Annotated in this window: 11 protein-coding genes and 1 pseudogene; 8 read left to right on the forward strand and 4 right to left on the reverse strand. The window is 65.8% G+C overall.

Annotated elements, in window-relative coordinates; genetic code table 11:
- Nucleotides 1-1,351 (reverse strand): annotated as a pseudogene (locus tag DBR10_RS00920) (hypothetical protein); the annotation flags it as partial.
- Nucleotides 1,352-1,647: 296 nt separating this feature from the next.
- Here DBR10_RS00920 and DBR10_RS00925 point away from each other — a divergent pair.
- Both DBR10_RS00925 and DBR10_RS00930 read left to right on the forward strand, forming a co-directional pair.
- Complete coding sequence (locus DBR10_RS00925; RefSeq protein ID WP_108505293.1) at nucleotides 1,648-4,611, forward strand: TonB-dependent receptor plug domain-containing protein; 2,964 nt, start codon at nucleotides 1,648-1,650, stop codon at nucleotides 4,609-4,611.
- Nucleotides 4,612-4,689: 78 nt separating this feature from the next.
- A complete protein-coding gene (locus DBR10_RS00930) occupies nucleotides 4,690-5,478 on the forward strand; it encodes a hypothetical protein (RefSeq protein WP_108505292.1) in 789 nt (262 codons plus the stop codon).
- Here the strand turns inward: DBR10_RS00930 and DBR10_RS00935 are convergent.
- Nucleotides 5,469-5,807, reverse strand: coding sequence for a heavy metal-binding domain-containing protein (locus DBR10_RS00935; RefSeq protein WP_108505291.1), 339 nt, complete (start codon nucleotides 5,805-5,807; stop codon nucleotides 5,469-5,471). The two genes, DBR10_RS00930 and DBR10_RS00935, sit on opposite strands and share 10 nt — an antisense overlap.
- A 194-nt stretch (nucleotides 5,808-6,001) precedes the next feature.
- Between DBR10_RS00935 and DBR10_RS00940 the strand changes: the two genes are divergently transcribed.
- Nucleotides 6,002-6,466 (forward strand): DUF4112 domain-containing protein, encoded by a 465-nt coding sequence (locus tag DBR10_RS00940; RefSeq protein WP_108505290.1) that lies wholly within the window; start codon nucleotides 6,002-6,004, stop codon nucleotides 6,464-6,466.
- Nucleotides 6,467-6,531: 65 nt separating this feature from the next.
- Nucleotides 6,532-6,981, forward strand: coding sequence for a DUF4112 domain-containing protein (locus DBR10_RS00945; protein ID WP_108505289.1), 450 nt, complete (start codon nucleotides 6,532-6,534; stop codon nucleotides 6,979-6,981).
- Nucleotides 6,982-7,000: 19 nt separating this feature from the next.
- On the opposite strand, the gene scpA is transcribed toward DBR10_RS00945, so the two are convergent.
- The gene (scpA, locus tag DBR10_RS00950; protein WP_108505288.1) at nucleotides 7,001-9,157 is read right to left on the reverse strand and encodes a methylmalonyl-CoA mutase; all 2,157 of its coding nucleotides are present in this window, start codon (nucleotides 9,155-9,157) and stop codon (nucleotides 7,001-7,003) included.
- A gap of 3 nt (nucleotides 9,158-9,160) precedes the next feature.
- Nucleotides 9,161-10,612 carry a methylmalonyl-CoA mutase family protein gene (locus DBR10_RS00955; RefSeq protein WP_108505287.1) on the reverse strand — a complete coding sequence of 484 codons (1,452 nt, stop codon included), beginning with the start codon at nucleotides 10,610-10,612 and terminating at the stop codon, nucleotides 9,161-9,163.
- 168 nt (nucleotides 10,613-10,780) lie between these two features.
- Here DBR10_RS00955 and DBR10_RS00960 point away from each other — a divergent pair, with 168 nt between their 5' ends.
- The 4 genes from DBR10_RS00960 to DBR10_RS00975 form a co-directional block, all read left to right on the forward strand.
- Nucleotides 10,781-11,788, forward strand: coding sequence for an NAD(P)H-dependent flavin oxidoreductase (locus tag DBR10_RS00960; protein WP_108505286.1), 1,008 nt, complete (start codon nucleotides 10,781-10,783; stop codon nucleotides 11,786-11,788).
- A 105-nt stretch (nucleotides 11,789-11,893) separates the two neighbouring features.
- On the forward strand, nucleotides 11,894-12,631 hold the full coding sequence (locus DBR10_RS00965) for a DUF2793 domain-containing protein (protein ID WP_108505285.1): 738 nt from the start codon (nucleotides 11,894-11,896) through the stop codon (nucleotides 12,629-12,631).
- A gap of 252 nt (nucleotides 12,632-12,883) precedes the next feature.
- Complete coding sequence (locus DBR10_RS00970; protein WP_108505313.1) at nucleotides 12,884-13,489, forward strand: TMEM165/GDT1 family protein; 606 nt, start codon at nucleotides 12,884-12,886, stop codon at nucleotides 13,487-13,489.
- A gap of 135 nt (nucleotides 13,490-13,624) precedes the next feature.
- The coding region (locus DBR10_RS00975; protein WP_146187812.1) for a hydantoinase/oxoprolinase N-terminal domain-containing protein at nucleotides 13,625-13,891 on the forward strand (267 nt) is incomplete at its 3' end.

Below are 13,891 nucleotides of genomic sequence, written 5' to 3' on the forward strand. Positions count from 1 at the left end.
GGTAGGGGCCGGGGCCGAAATCCGCGGCGGACGGGGTGGTCAGGAAGGCCGGGATCATCAGGCCGTCGCGCGCGGGGTACTGAACAAGCCGCGTGGTGCCCAGGGAGGCGGTGTCGAGGTCGGGCCGCGCCTTGCCCAGCAGGCTGAGAGCCCCGGTCGGGTCCAGCAGGTAGTATTCGCCAGGATTGCCCGGGCCGGACTTGGCGACGATGACGTGCTTGAGGTCTTCGGACCAGCTGATGATCCGGGCGTCGGCACCGTCGGCGACGGGCAGGCGTGCGGTGGTGCCGTCAGCCGGATCCACCCAGTCCATCGCAATGGTCTTGATCCCGAGCGCCGACCTAAGGGTCTTGTTCAGCTTGGCGAGGTTTTCGTCGGTCCAGTAGACGGTCTGTGTCGGGCCCAGATAGGAAAAGCCCAGCACGCGCCCGTAGTCGGCCGCTGCCGTCGACGAAACGATCCCCCCGGCATCGAACAGCTTGTGCTCCAGCAGCGGCTCGACGATCTGGCGGGCCTTGATGTCGTAGACATAGAGACCGGCCTTGTCGCGACCCTTGCTGGACGAGACATAGATGATGTTCGGATCGGGCGTGAAGCCGACGATCTCAACTGGCTCGCGATCCTTGGCATACCAGCGGAAATGTTCCGACCACTCGCCGCTCGACGGATCGCGGATCCACTGGGCGAAATAGACCGCGCCCTTGTCATAGCCGACTTCCTGCCGGGTCCGGACCTCGCCCTTGAGGTCCAGTCTGAAGCCGCTGAAGCGATCCGAGCCGCGCGTCAGGCGCTCGGTCAGGCCCGAATAGATGTCGAGCTTGAGGATGTCGCCGCGGCCGTCGGAGCGCTGGTCCTCGACCACGATATGGCGCGGATCCGTGGGCAGGGTGTCGATGACGATGGCGTCGTCGAACTTGTCGAGAAAGGCTTCGGTTGCAGAGCGGGGCGGGCCGTCCGGCAGGAGGGTCGACCAGGACTTGCCCTGCAGGTCCGAAACATACTGGCGGGTCAGGTGGCCCTTGTCCGAGCCGACGGTGAAGGTCTGGATGGTCTCAACCAGCAGCCGGTCGTTCTTGAGGAAGCCGACGCCCAGGATACGGACGCGGTTGGCTGAGATCACGACCGGCGGCTTGTCCAGCGCGTCGGTCGCCCAGACCGAGATGGTCGGGCTCTGGCCGTTCGCCGAGGTGAGAGCCACGATATGCTTGCCGTCGCGCGAGATCTGCACGTTGCTGATGGCGGGCGGGGCCGAAAACACCTTGGCGGAAAGCGGTGCGGCCTGTCCGACCTGAGGCGCGACGCCCAGGGCGAGGACGAGGGCCATGGCGACCGGGCGAGGATCGAATCTCACGGGATGCTCCAGACTGTTGGGCGAGTCGCGGCGCGGATCGCGCGCCCATTTCCATGATCATAGCCGACGAGGACGCTCGGCCAAGCCGTCACGAAGGCGCTCCGCAGTGCCTTTGAATGAAGCAAGTGCGTGTGGAATGTCACACCGCGTCAGAATTGCGACCTAAAAGCGACAGGAAGATTGCAGCGAGACGGCAGAGCGGTTCTTTTGCGCCTGCGGAATTCCCTCTCATGCCTAAGGCGGCTGCGGGGTCGAACTCGCCATTTTTGTTCGAAGCCACAGAGGCGTTAGCTCTCATGTCCATTCAACGTAAGCATCTTCTTGCCTCCACGGTCATCGCCGGGATGGCTGTTACGGCGCTGGCCCCGTCGGTCGCGCTCGCCCAGGCTGCCGCTCCTCTGACCACGACGGCTGACAAGCCGCAGGCCGAAGCGACCGAGATCGAAGAGCTGGTCGTCACCGGCTCGCGCATCAAGCGCAACGCGTTTAACAGCCCCGATCCGATCCAGGTCATTACGGCAGAAGAAGGCAAGCTGAAGGGCATCTCGACCGCCGCCGGCCTGCTGCAGAGCTCGACGATCGCCTCGGGTTCGCCCCAGATCACCTCGGCCATCTCCAGCGCCTTCGTCACCGACGGTGGCCCCGGTTCTGAAACCATCTCGTTGCGTGGCCTCGGTGCCAACCGCACCCTGGTCCTGCTGAACGGCCGTCGCGCCGGTCCGGCCGGCGTTCGCGGCGGCGTTTCGGCCTTCGACCTGAACGTCATCCCCGTTTCGGCCATCGACCGCGTCGACATCCTGAAGGACGGTGCCTCGTCGGTTTACGGCTCCGACGCCGTCGCTGGCGTCGTCAACATCATCACCAAGCGCGACACCGACGGCGTTGAGATCGACGCCTTCGTCAGCCAGCCGCAGGACAAGGGCGGCGAGCAGTCGCGTGGCAGCATCAGCTGGGGCAAGACCTTCGATCGCGGCTACTTCAATATGTCGTACGACTATTCGAAGACCGCCGAGCAGACCAACGGCCAGCGTGACTTCACCGCCTGCGGTCGCCAGTACATCAAGGACTCGGCCGGCAAGCGTAAGGACACGATCGATCCGCGCACCGGTTCGGCCCAGTGCCGCGACCTGCTGTACGATCAAATCTGGCTCTATGACTTCTCGTTCGCCGGTCTCGACGGCAAGCTGCAGTATGACTACGACGGCAAGCTGCGCGGCCTGCTGCCGCAGATCCCGCCGGGCCAGGCTGCCGACTATCCGGGCGTTCCGGCCGGCTTCTACACGGTCGGATACAGCGCCGATCCGCAGGCCGTCGACATCGGGGTTCTGGACTACAACAGCCCGTTCAACCTGGCGTCTTCGCTGACCCCGCGCACCGAGCGCTCGACCGTGTTCGCGCAAGGCTCGTTCGACATCACCGACAGCGTCGAGGCTTATGGCGAAATCCTGCTGAACCGCCGCGCGACCAAGACCAACGGCTATCGCCAGTTCTGGAGCTACTTCTACACCGGCGACTATGACCCCTTCTCGGCTGGCTTCACGGGTGATTTCATCCTGTCGCCGACCCCGGTTACCAACCTGAACCGCTCGGGCCAGAAGGTCGACTACCAGCGTTATGTCGGCGGTCTGCGCGGCGATTTCGGCAAGATCGAATTCCTGAAGGGTTGGGACTGGGACATCTTCACCCAGTACAGCCACTCGAAGGGCAGCTACTCGCAGGACGTGATCCTGCAGGACGCGGTCGACGCCGGCGCTTTCCGTACCGGCTCCTGCGTTGGCACCAAGACGCCGATCAGCAAGAAGTCGTGCGTGGACGTCAGCTGGGTCACGCCGGACTTCCTGGCCGGCAAGTACACCGACGCCGAAAAGGCCTTCCTGTTCGATTCCGAAACCGGCAAGACCATCTACAAACAACTGGTGTTCGAAGGCTCGGCCTCGGGCAACCTGTTCAAGCTGCCGGCTGGTGACGTTGGGGCCGCCATCGGCTTCCACTATCGCAAGGACTCGATCAACGACGTTCCGGGCGCGATCACCCTGGCCGGCAACGTGTGGGGTTCCTCCACCGCAGGCATCACCAAGGGCGACGACCTGGCGCGTGAAGTCTATGGCGAAGTCAGCATTCCGCTGCTGAAGGGCCTGCCCCTCGCCGAGAACGTCGAACTGTCGCTGTCGGGCCGCCACACCAAAGTCAACAGCTATGGCGAGGACGATACCTACAAGATCGGCCTGAACTGGCAGATCATCCCGTCCCTGCGGGTTCGCGCCACCAAGGGCACCTCGTTCCGCGCTCCGGCGCTGTTCGAACTCTACAAGAACGCCGAGACCAGCTTCCTGTCGCAGCGCCGCGTCGACCCCTGCATCCGCTGGGGCCAGAACCTGGCGCAGGGCAACATCCCGCAGTATGTCGCCAATAACTGCGCCGCAGCCGGCGTGCCCAGCACCCACTCGGGTTCGGGCGCTTCGGCCACGGTGTCTGCAGCCGGCGGCAAGGGGAGCCTCGAGGCCGAAACCTCGAAGGCCGTGACCTATGGCGTGATCTGGACCCCCAGCTTCGCCAACCTGAACGTGGCCGTCGACTACTTCGAAATCGAAGTGAACGACGAGATCACCCAGCTGGGCGCGGCCAACATCGTGTCCGGTTGCTACCGCTCGCTGTCGTTCCCGACCGATCCGCTGTGCAGCCTCTTCACGCGGAATGCCGGTTCGCACCTGATCACGCGGGTCACCAACAACTACATCAACATCGCCGAGCAGGCGAACCGCGGCATCGACCTGACCGTTCGTTACGGCCAGGACCTGCCCTGGGACAGCAAGCTCACGGTGGATCTGCAGTCGACCTGGCAACTGGAAGACACCACGGCGCTCTTCGTCGGCAACACGGTGGACAGCAACGGCTTCGTCGGTGACCCCGACTGGACCGGTCAGCTGAACTTCCGCCTGGAGAAGGGCGAATGGACCGGCTTCTGGGGCATCGACATGATCGGCAAGGCGTCTGACGCCGAGAGCTATGCCACCCAGAACACGGCTGGGACCACCTTCTACAAGGTCCACACCGAGTTCACGGCCTACCACAGCCTCTCGCTTCAGAAGAAGTTCGACGACTGGACGCTGCTGACCGGTGTCGCCAACGTGTTCAACGAAACCCCGCCGGCCCTTACCCTGGGCCAGGGGCAGTACAGCACGGTGGGCAGCTCGGTCCTGGCCTCGCAGTACGACTACATCGGCCGCCGCATGTTCGTGAACATCACGGCCCGCTTCTAGTCCTGCTTCGGACGGACTAAACATCGACGGCGGCGGGGCGACCCGCCGCCGTTTTTGTGTATCGAGGAGTCCCAGCGCGTGAACGCCATCATTCGCGGCAAGCCCGACAATCTGGACGAGATCGGCCAGCGTTTCGACCGGGCCCGGCTTTCGGCACCAGTCTATCTGAACAGCGTGCCCAAGGCCGGCACGCACCTGATCCGCAACATCATGCGGATGTTCGTGGCTCCTGATCAGCACTGGCGACGGGAGTACATCCAGCACGCCATCCTCGGGCGGTACGGGGCTGAGGCGTTCTCGAAATTGAAGCCGATGATCAGCTGGGGTCACATGCTGTTCTCGGACGAGTCTGCGGTCGCCCTGCGCGACGTGCGGCACATCGTTCTGGTGCGGGACCCCTATGACTGGGTTCTGGCGCGGGCCCGCTTCTACCTGTCAGACGAGTTCCAGGGGAACCTCAACCACATCAAGGGCGGCGCCGCCGCCATCGACGACGTGATTATGATGATGATCCTCGGAGCGCACGGCAAGGTACCGGATCTTAAGGACATTTTTGCGCTCAATGCGGTTGCCTGGATGGGCTCGAGCGCCGTCGTTGTGCGCTATGAGGACATTGTCGACAGTCTGAAGGACTTGGGCTCGCGACGCGCCGAGGGGTTTTTCGGCAAGCTGCTGGCCGATTGCGGCCTCGATCTGCCGACCGACTGGCGCGAGCGCGTTGAGGCCGGGGCTGACCGCCGCGAGAGCCGCACGGCCAGCGAGAACCTCAATATCACGGCCGAGCTGCCCGAGCGCCTGTCGGAAACCCACCGACGAGTCGTCGACTTCCATGCGCCGGGGCTGCGCAGCCTGCTGGGCTATGGCTGAGGGCGCGGATCGCTGAGCAGCACGGCGGTGCCTGACACCGACACCATCATCATCGAGCCGTTCGGGCCGATCGTATTGTAGTCGAGGTCCAGCGCCACGATCCCATTGGCGCCCAGCTTCTCGGCTTCCTTGATCAGATTCTTCAGCGCGTCCTCGCGGGCGCGGGCCAGGACCCGTTCGTAGGACTTGGAGTGGCCGCCGATGAAGTCACGGATCGCCGCCATCAGGTCGAGGACGACATTGGCTCCCAGGATCGACTGGGCATAGATCGCGCCCTTGTAGTCCTGAACCGGCCGGCCCTCGATGAAGGGTGTGGTCGAGATCAGCATGGATGAACTCCCCGGAGCACATGGCGCGGCAACCTCGTTAACTTAGGCGCAAATGCCCCGTTCCGCGAGGGCCTCACCCGAAAGGGGCACCTTTTCGTCATCGGACTCGCGCAGGAGGGGAATCTGGCGCTTCGCCACTTCCTGAGCGCCGAGCCTTAAGGCAGATTAACCAAAGTCGTCGCCCCCGGAGCTCTCTGGTGATTTTCGCCAAGTCGCATCTCGACCTTCACAACATCCGCAACAATGTGGAGCGGGTGAAGAAGCTGTCCGATAACGTCGTCGGAGTCGGCCCTCTGGGCATTGGCCTCGACGGTCTGCTGACCTGGATTCCGGGCGCGGGCGAGCTCTACAGCCTCGGCGCCGGTGGACTGATCATCATGGATGCGGTGCGGGCCCGGGCTGCGCCGATGATCGTGATCCAGATCACGGCGATCATCATCATCGACACCGTGGCCGGGGCCCTGCCTGGCGTCGGCAACGTCGCCGACATGCTGTTCACCGGCCACAAGTGGTCGGCTGACATGCTGACAAAGCACATGGACGACACCATCTATTTCGAAGGCACCCGCAAGGAGGCCCAGGCAACGGCCGACTATCGCGAGCTGCTGGCCCGCATCCAGGCCGGAACCGAAAAGCGCCGGGTGGTCTTCCTCGGCTGACACTCTCGTGCCTCGTCCGGTCTGGCCGGAAGAGGTTTCCGCAGCGGACAGGGCATGGATTGATCATGAGCCTTGAAGACGGTCCTCCGCCGGATCTTGCCCATGCGGGTCACCGGGTCCGAGCCCACCGGGCGTGGAAGTCGGCAGAGACGATCAAGGGGCTCTCGGACCGGTTGGTCGGGATCGGGCCTTTTGGCCTCGGGCTCGACGGGGTGCTGTCCTGGGTGCCAGGTGTGGGGCCCCTCTACAGCCTTGGGGCAGGGGGGCTTCTGCTGTTCCATGCCGTCTCGGCCCGGGCCTCGCTGCAGACCCTGGCGCGTATGCTGATCTATGTCGCCGCCGATACCGCCACCGATGCCGTGCCGATCGCCGGTTCGGTGGTCGACATGATGTTCCCCGGCCACCTGATGGCGGCCAAGGCCCTGCAAAAGGATATCGAGGCCCGCCATGGGCCGCCCGAGGACGTCGCCCTCAAGCGCGCCGCGAAGTCCCGCAAGAAGGCGGGAAAGCGCTAGGGATCCTTCCGGCCTTCTGTCATGCCGCCTCGCCCTGGGTGTAGCCGAGCTTCACGTTCAGCTTCTCCAGCACCTCTATGGCAGCTTCGGCGATCACGGTGCCGGGCGGGAAGATGCTGGCGGCGCCGGCGTCGAGCAGGGCCTGGAAGTCCTGGGGCGGGATCACGCCGCCGACCACGACCACCATGTCGTCGCGACCCAGCTTGGCCAGTTCGGCCTTCAGTTCCGGCACCAGGGTCAGGTGGCCTGCTGCCAGGGACGAGGCCCCGACCACATGCACGCCGGCCTCAATAGCGGCCTGGGCGGCCTCAGCCGGGGTCTGGAACAACGGGCCGATCTCGACCTTGAAGCCGAGGTCACTGAAGGCGCTGGCGATCACCTTCTGCCCGCGGTCGTGACCGTCCTGGCCCATCTTGGCGACCAGGATGCGCGGCGGGCCGCCATCGGCTTCCTTGAAGGCGGCGACCATGGCCCGGGCCCGGGCGGCCTTGGGATCGGTGCCGGCTTCCTTGCCATAGACGCCTTCGATGGTCTGGATCACGGCGCGGTGGCGGCCGAAGACCTTTTCCAGGGCATAGCTGATTTCGCCGACAGTGGCCTTGGCCCGGGCCGCATCGACCGCCAGGGCCAGCAGGTTGCCGGTACCACGCGCGCCGGCTTCGAGGGCGTCGAGGGCTGCCTGGGTCGCGGCCGGATCGCGTTCAGCCTTGAGGCGGGCGAGTTTCTCCAGCTGCTGGGTGCGGACCGCGCTGTTGTCCACCTTCAGCATCGGGATCACGTCCTCGACCTCGGGCTTGTAGCGGTTGACGCCGACCACGCTCTGGCGATTGGCGTCGATGCGGGCCTGGGTCTTGGCGGCAGCTTCCTCGATGCGCAGCTTCGGAATGCCGCGCTCGATGGCCTTGGCCATGCCGCCGGCGGCCTCAACCTCCTCGATATGGGCAAGGGCCTTGATCGCCAGGTCGTGGGTCAGGCGTTCGACATAGTAGCTGCCGCCCCACGGATCGGCGACGCGGGTCGTGCCGCTCTCCATCTGCAGGAACAGCTGGGTGTTTCGGGCGATGCGGGCCGAAAAATCGGTCGGCAGGGCCAGGGCCTCGTCGAGCGCATTGGTGTGCAGACTCTGGGTCTGGCCGTTCACCGCCGCCATGGCCTCGACGCAGGTGCGGGAGACATTGTTGAAGACGTCCTGGGCCGCCAGTGACCAGCCAGACGTCTGGCTGTGGGTGCGCAAAGACAGCGAGCGATCGTCCTTGGGGTCGAACTCGCGCTTCATCAGGCGGGCCCACAGCAGGCGGGCCGCGCGCATCTTCGCCACTTCCATGAAGTAGTTCATGCCGATCGCCCAGAAGAAGCTCAGGCGCGGGGCGAAGACGTCGATGCTCATGCCGGCCGCGACGCCGGCCCGGGCATATTCGATGCCGTCAGCGAGAGTGTAGGCCAGCTCGAGGTCGGCCGTCGCGCCGGCCTCCTGCATGTGATAGCCGCTGATCGAGATCGAATTGAACTTCGGCATGTTTGTCGAAGTATATGAAAAGATGTCGGAAATGATCCGCATCGAGGGGGCGGGCGGATAGATGTAGGTGTTCCGCACCATGAATTCTTTGAGGATGTCGTTCTGGATCGTGCCCGACAGCTTGTCGGGGGAAACGCCCTGTTCCTCGGCCGCGACGATATAGAGCGCCAGGATCGGCAGCACCGCGCCGTTCATGGTCATCGACACGCTCATCTTGTCGAGCGGAATGCCAGAGAAGAGCGTGCGCATGTCGAGGATCGAGTCGATGGCGACGCCCGCCATGCCGACATCGCCCTTCACACGCTCGTGGTCGGAGTCGTAGCCCCGGTGGGTGGCCAGGTCGAAGGCGACCGACAGGCCCATCTGGCCCGCTGCCAGATTGCGCCGGTAGAAGGCGTTGCTATCCTCGGCCGTGGAGAAGCCCGCATACTGGCGGACGGTCCACGGATTGGTCACGTACATGGTCGGGTAGGGGCCGCGCACATAGGGCGCGACGCCGGGATAGCCGCCGGTGAAATCGAGGCCGGTCACATCGGCCTGCGTGAAGGCAGCGGCGACATCGACGCCCTCTGGCGTGCTCCAGACCGGTCCCCCGGCGGTGAGGGCCGGGGTCTCGACTTCAGCGAAATCGACGGTGGTGAAGTCCGGGAACTTGGTCATGGCTCAGGCTCCCTCGAAGGCGGCGGCGAAGCGGACGGGCGTCAGGGCAGGGCAGTGGCTGTCGGGTCCCGGCAGGCGGGGGTCTGGCCCCTCAACCGCGAAGGCGGCGGCATCCGCCGCCTCGACCTCGGCGGCCTTGTCGTCGGCATTGGGGAAGACGGTGACGCCGAGGATCTTGCGGCTCTTGTCGGCGAAAGCTGCGTCCTGCGACGCGCGGCCGGCGGCGACAGCGGTCGCCACATGGCCGGCTTCCAGGGCCCTTATGACGCCGCCGGCGGCCTCGATGGCCTGGAAGGCGACCCAGGCGGCGCGGGCGATCTGGTCGGTCAGGCTGTCGAGGTACCACGAGCCGCCGGCCGGATCGGCGACCCGGCCCAGATGGCTCTCTTCCATCAGCACCAGCTGGGTATTGCGGGCCTGACGGCGGGCAAAGGCCGTCGGCAGGCCTATGGCGTCGGTAAAGCTGCCCAGCACGACGGCGTCCGCGCCCCCGACCGCGCCGGCAAAGCCGGCGGAGGTCATGCGCAGCAGGTTGGTCCAGGCGTCCTTCGTGGTCAGCATCCGGCCCGACGAGCGGGCCTCGATGGTGGCCGGGACGCTGACGCCGCAGGCCTGGGTCAGGCGGGCCCACAGGGCCCGGGCGGCCCGGACCTTGGCCACGCCGGTGAAATATTCGCCGTCCAGACTGACGCCCAGCACGATCCGGCCGAAGGCCTCGTCAATGGTCAGGCCCGAGCGCACCAGGGCCTTGGCGTAGGCGAGGGCGCTGGCGGCCATCAGGGCCAGCTCCTCGACGTTCGAGCCGCCGGCTTCGTGGGCGGCCCGCCCGTTGGCCAGGAACAGGCTGGCCTTCGCATAGGTCGAGGTCAAACGCGCGCCGACCGTGGCGGCGTTGAAGACATGGCTCTCGATCGGACCAGGGCTGGTTCCGGTCCGGGCGAAGCTGCCGAGGGGATCCATGTGGAAGGCCAGGGGGGCATTGGGCGCGGCCTTGGCCAGAGTCCCCAGCCAGTCTGCGGCCTTCGGGCCCAGATAGCCAGCGTCGAGGGCGACCGGGGCCAGGTCGATCAGGACGCCGTTCAGGGCCCTGGCGAGGTCCTCGGCCGAGCCGACGGCCACGCCGTCCTGACCGGTCGGGTCGAGGGCCAGCAGCAGGGAGGCCGCGCCGTTCTGCAGGTCGACCAGGCTGTCGGCCGACGCGCGCACCGGATCGGGATGGGCGACACGCACGCGCAGGTCCCAGGGACGGTCGGCATCGCGCACCCGCAGGTCGCGGGCTACGGCGACCCCGTCCGCCGCCGTATAGAGCGGCTGGATCGTCACGCCGTCCGGCGTAGTTACGGTCAGGGCTTCATCGAAGCTCTGGCCCTTCAGGGTCTTCTCGACCAGGGCCATCCAGCGCGCGCGGACGGTCGCGTCGTCGGGCGCTGCGAAATCATCGGCCAGGGGCGTCATCGCCTGAGTCAAAAGCGTCTTTCTCCTGCGGCGCAGCATTTTTCTTTTCAGAGGTGATGCGCCCCTGCCGTTGCGGCCGTCAAGCCTTGCGCCTGACCCGAACGGGCGTTTAAGCTAACGCTGTTTACATGTGCGGCGCGCAACGCCGCCTTCAGGGAGCCGTCCTCCATGGCCTTGCCGCCGATCCTGCGTGACCGTCTTCGACTGCCGGTCATCGCCTCGCCGCTGTTTATCATCAGCAATCCCGATCTGGTGATCGCCCAGTGCAAGGCCGGCATCGTCGGGTCCTTTCCCTCGCTGAACGCCCGGCCGATCTCGCAGCTTGACGAGTGGCTGCACCGCATCACCGAGGAACTGGCCGCTCACGACCGGGCCCACCCGGAAGCCCCGTCGGCTCCGTTCGCGGTCAACCAGATCGTTCACCGCACCAACAACCGTCTCGAGGAAGACATCGAACTGTGCGTGAAGCACAAGGTTCCGGTGGTCATCACCTCGCTGGGGGCCCGCGAGGACCTCAACAAGGCGATCCATTCCTATGGCGGCATCACCATGCACGACGTCATCAATGACAAGCATGCCCACAAGGCCATCGAAAAGGGCGCTGACGGCCTGATCCCGGTCGCCGCCGGCGCCGGCGGCCACGCCGGCACCCTGTCGCCCTTCGCCCTGATTCAGGAAATCCGCCAGTGGTTCGACGGACCGGTGGCCCTGTCGGGTTCGATCGCCTGCGGCCGTTCGATCCTGGCTGCACAGGCCATGGGCGCTGACCTGGCCTATATCGGCTCGGCCTTCATCGCGACCCAGGAAGCCAATGCGGCCCAGGGTTACAAGGACATGATCGTCGAGAGCCACGCCGACGACATCCTCTATTCCAACCTCTTCACCGGCGTGCACGGCAACTATCTGCGCCCTTCGGTGATCAAGGCGGGTATGGATCCCGACAACCTGCCGGTCAGCGATCCGTCGGCCATGAACTTCGGTTCGGGCGGCAATCAGGAAGCCAAGGCCTGGCGCGACATCTGGGGCTGCGGCCAGGGCATCGGTGCCATCGACGCGGTGCTGACGGCTGGTGAACTCATCGCCAAGTTCTCGGAAGAGTACGAGCAGGCGAAGTCCGAACTGGCGGCCAAGACGGCCCTGACCTCGGGCGCGCCGCTGGCTTTCGCGGCCGAGTAGCGTCCCGGTCCTATGGGGATACGAGGGGGGATCGGCGCAGGCCGGTCCCCCTTTTGCTTTTCGGGGTGATCCTTGGAGCCTGTTTTCAGCGCTCCAGAGGACCCCATGTTCGACGAAACCACCCCGCGCCTCGGTCTGCCCTATGTGCTCGCCGCCCAGGCCCAGAAGCATATTCCGATCAATGAAAGCCTCGCCCGGCTGGATGGACTGGTCCAGCTGGCGGTCGAAAGTCGCCTGGTTGCCGTCCAGCCAGCGGCCCCGGCCGGTGGGGCGGTCTGGGTCCTGCCCGCCGGAGCCGCCGGAAGTGCCTGGACGGGCCAGGCCGCCGGGACCCTGATGCGCTTCGAGGCGGGGGCCTGGGAGGCTCTGGCCCCGGCCGAGGGCGTGCTCGCCTGGATCAAGGACGAAAACCAGATGGTCGTGCATGACGGCTCCACCTGGGTGGCGCTGTCGACCTCGTTCAAGAATACGACCGTCGCCGCCTCGCCGGGCCTGGCCAATACCCGGCTGGAGATCCGCGAGGAGGAGGTCACCGTCACCGGAGTCATGACCCCGACGACCATGGTCATTCCCGCGCGCGCCGTCGTGCTGGCGGTGACCACCCGTACGACGGTCGCCGTCACCGGAGCGACTGCCTACAGCTGCGGGATCAGTGGCGAGACCGGCAAGTTCGGCTCCGCCCTGGGCGTGGCCAAAAATGCCAGCAATATCGGCGTGATCGGCCCGGCGGCGTTCTACGCCGACACGTTGGTACTTCTGACGGCCGCCGGCGGTGCCTTCACGGGAGGCAAGGTGCGGGTAGCCGTCCACCTGCTGCGGTTCGACGCGCCGGCGAGCGTATAGCCAAGCCCATCAAGAGGGTGGGAGATTGACCACATGCGGTTACCCCGCTAAACGCGCCCCACCTTTGGGGAGTAGCCGCCTGCGCGTATCAGCAGGCCCCGCCGTCAACACACTTGAGCCTTCGGGATCATGGCGCGGGGAGGGAAGCGATGAAACGCTTCCATGGCGAGACCAATGGCGCCGATTTCCGCCCGGGCCGGGTGGGAGATCGACGCTATTGGCATGTGCCCGGCCCGGAAGGTTTTTGATCCCATGGACTCCCTGCTCGTCTCGACCCTGGTCGTCGCCATCGCCGAAATCGGCGACAAGACCCAGCTTCTGGCCATTATCCTGGCCACACGCTTCAAGAAGCCCGTGCCGATCATTCTCGGGATTCTGGTCGCCACCCTGGCCAACCATGCCCTGGCGGCTACGGCTGGCTACTGGGTGTCGGGCCTGCTGACCGGCCTCTGGTTCAAGTGGGCCATCGCGCTGTCGTTCATCGCCATGGCAGCCTGGGCTCTGATTCCTGACCAGGCCGATGACGAGGACGGCTCCAAGGCCGGCCGCTCTGGCGTGTTTCTAACCACGACCATCGCCTTCTTCCTGGTCGAGATGGGCGACAAGACCCAGATCGCGACGGTGGCCCTGGGGGCGAAGTTCCACTCGATCTTCTGGGTCGCGGCCGGCACCACCCTGGGCATGATGCTGGCCAATATCCCCGCAGTGTATCTGGGCGAGGCGGCGACCAAGGTCGTGCCGCTGAAATATGTCCGGATCGGCGCGGCGCTGATCTTCCTCGGCCTTGGCCTCTGGGCTGCGGTCGAGGCGGCGGGGCTATGGAACCAGGCTCCGCAAATCCTGTCATCCCGGCCATAGCGTAGCGGAGAGCCGGGACCCAGGGCCGACCGCACTGCGTCGGCCCTGGGTCCCGGACAGCCTCTGCGAGGCTTCCGGGATGACATGGCTTTTGAACGCGCTATGACGGGATCACTCAAGGAGCCCCGCCGAACCATGACCGCTGACGATCAGAACCACGGCGGCTGGGCGTTCTGGATCGACCGGGGCGGCACCTTTACCGACATTGTCGCGCGCCGACCCGACGGGTCGCTGGTCACCCACAAGCTGCTGTCGGAAAACCCAGAACACTATGCCGACGCCGCCGTGGCCGGGATCCGGGCGTTGCTGCCGCCGGGCGCGTCCATCGAGGCGGTGAAGATGGGCACCACGGTGGCCACCAACGCGCTTCTGGAGCGCAAGGGCGAGCCGACGGTGCTGGCG

The organism is Caulobacter sp. HMWF025 (assembly GCF_003060965.1).
In the GTDB taxonomy this organism is placed as follows: Bacteria; Pseudomonadota; Alphaproteobacteria; order Caulobacterales; family Caulobacteraceae; genus Caulobacter.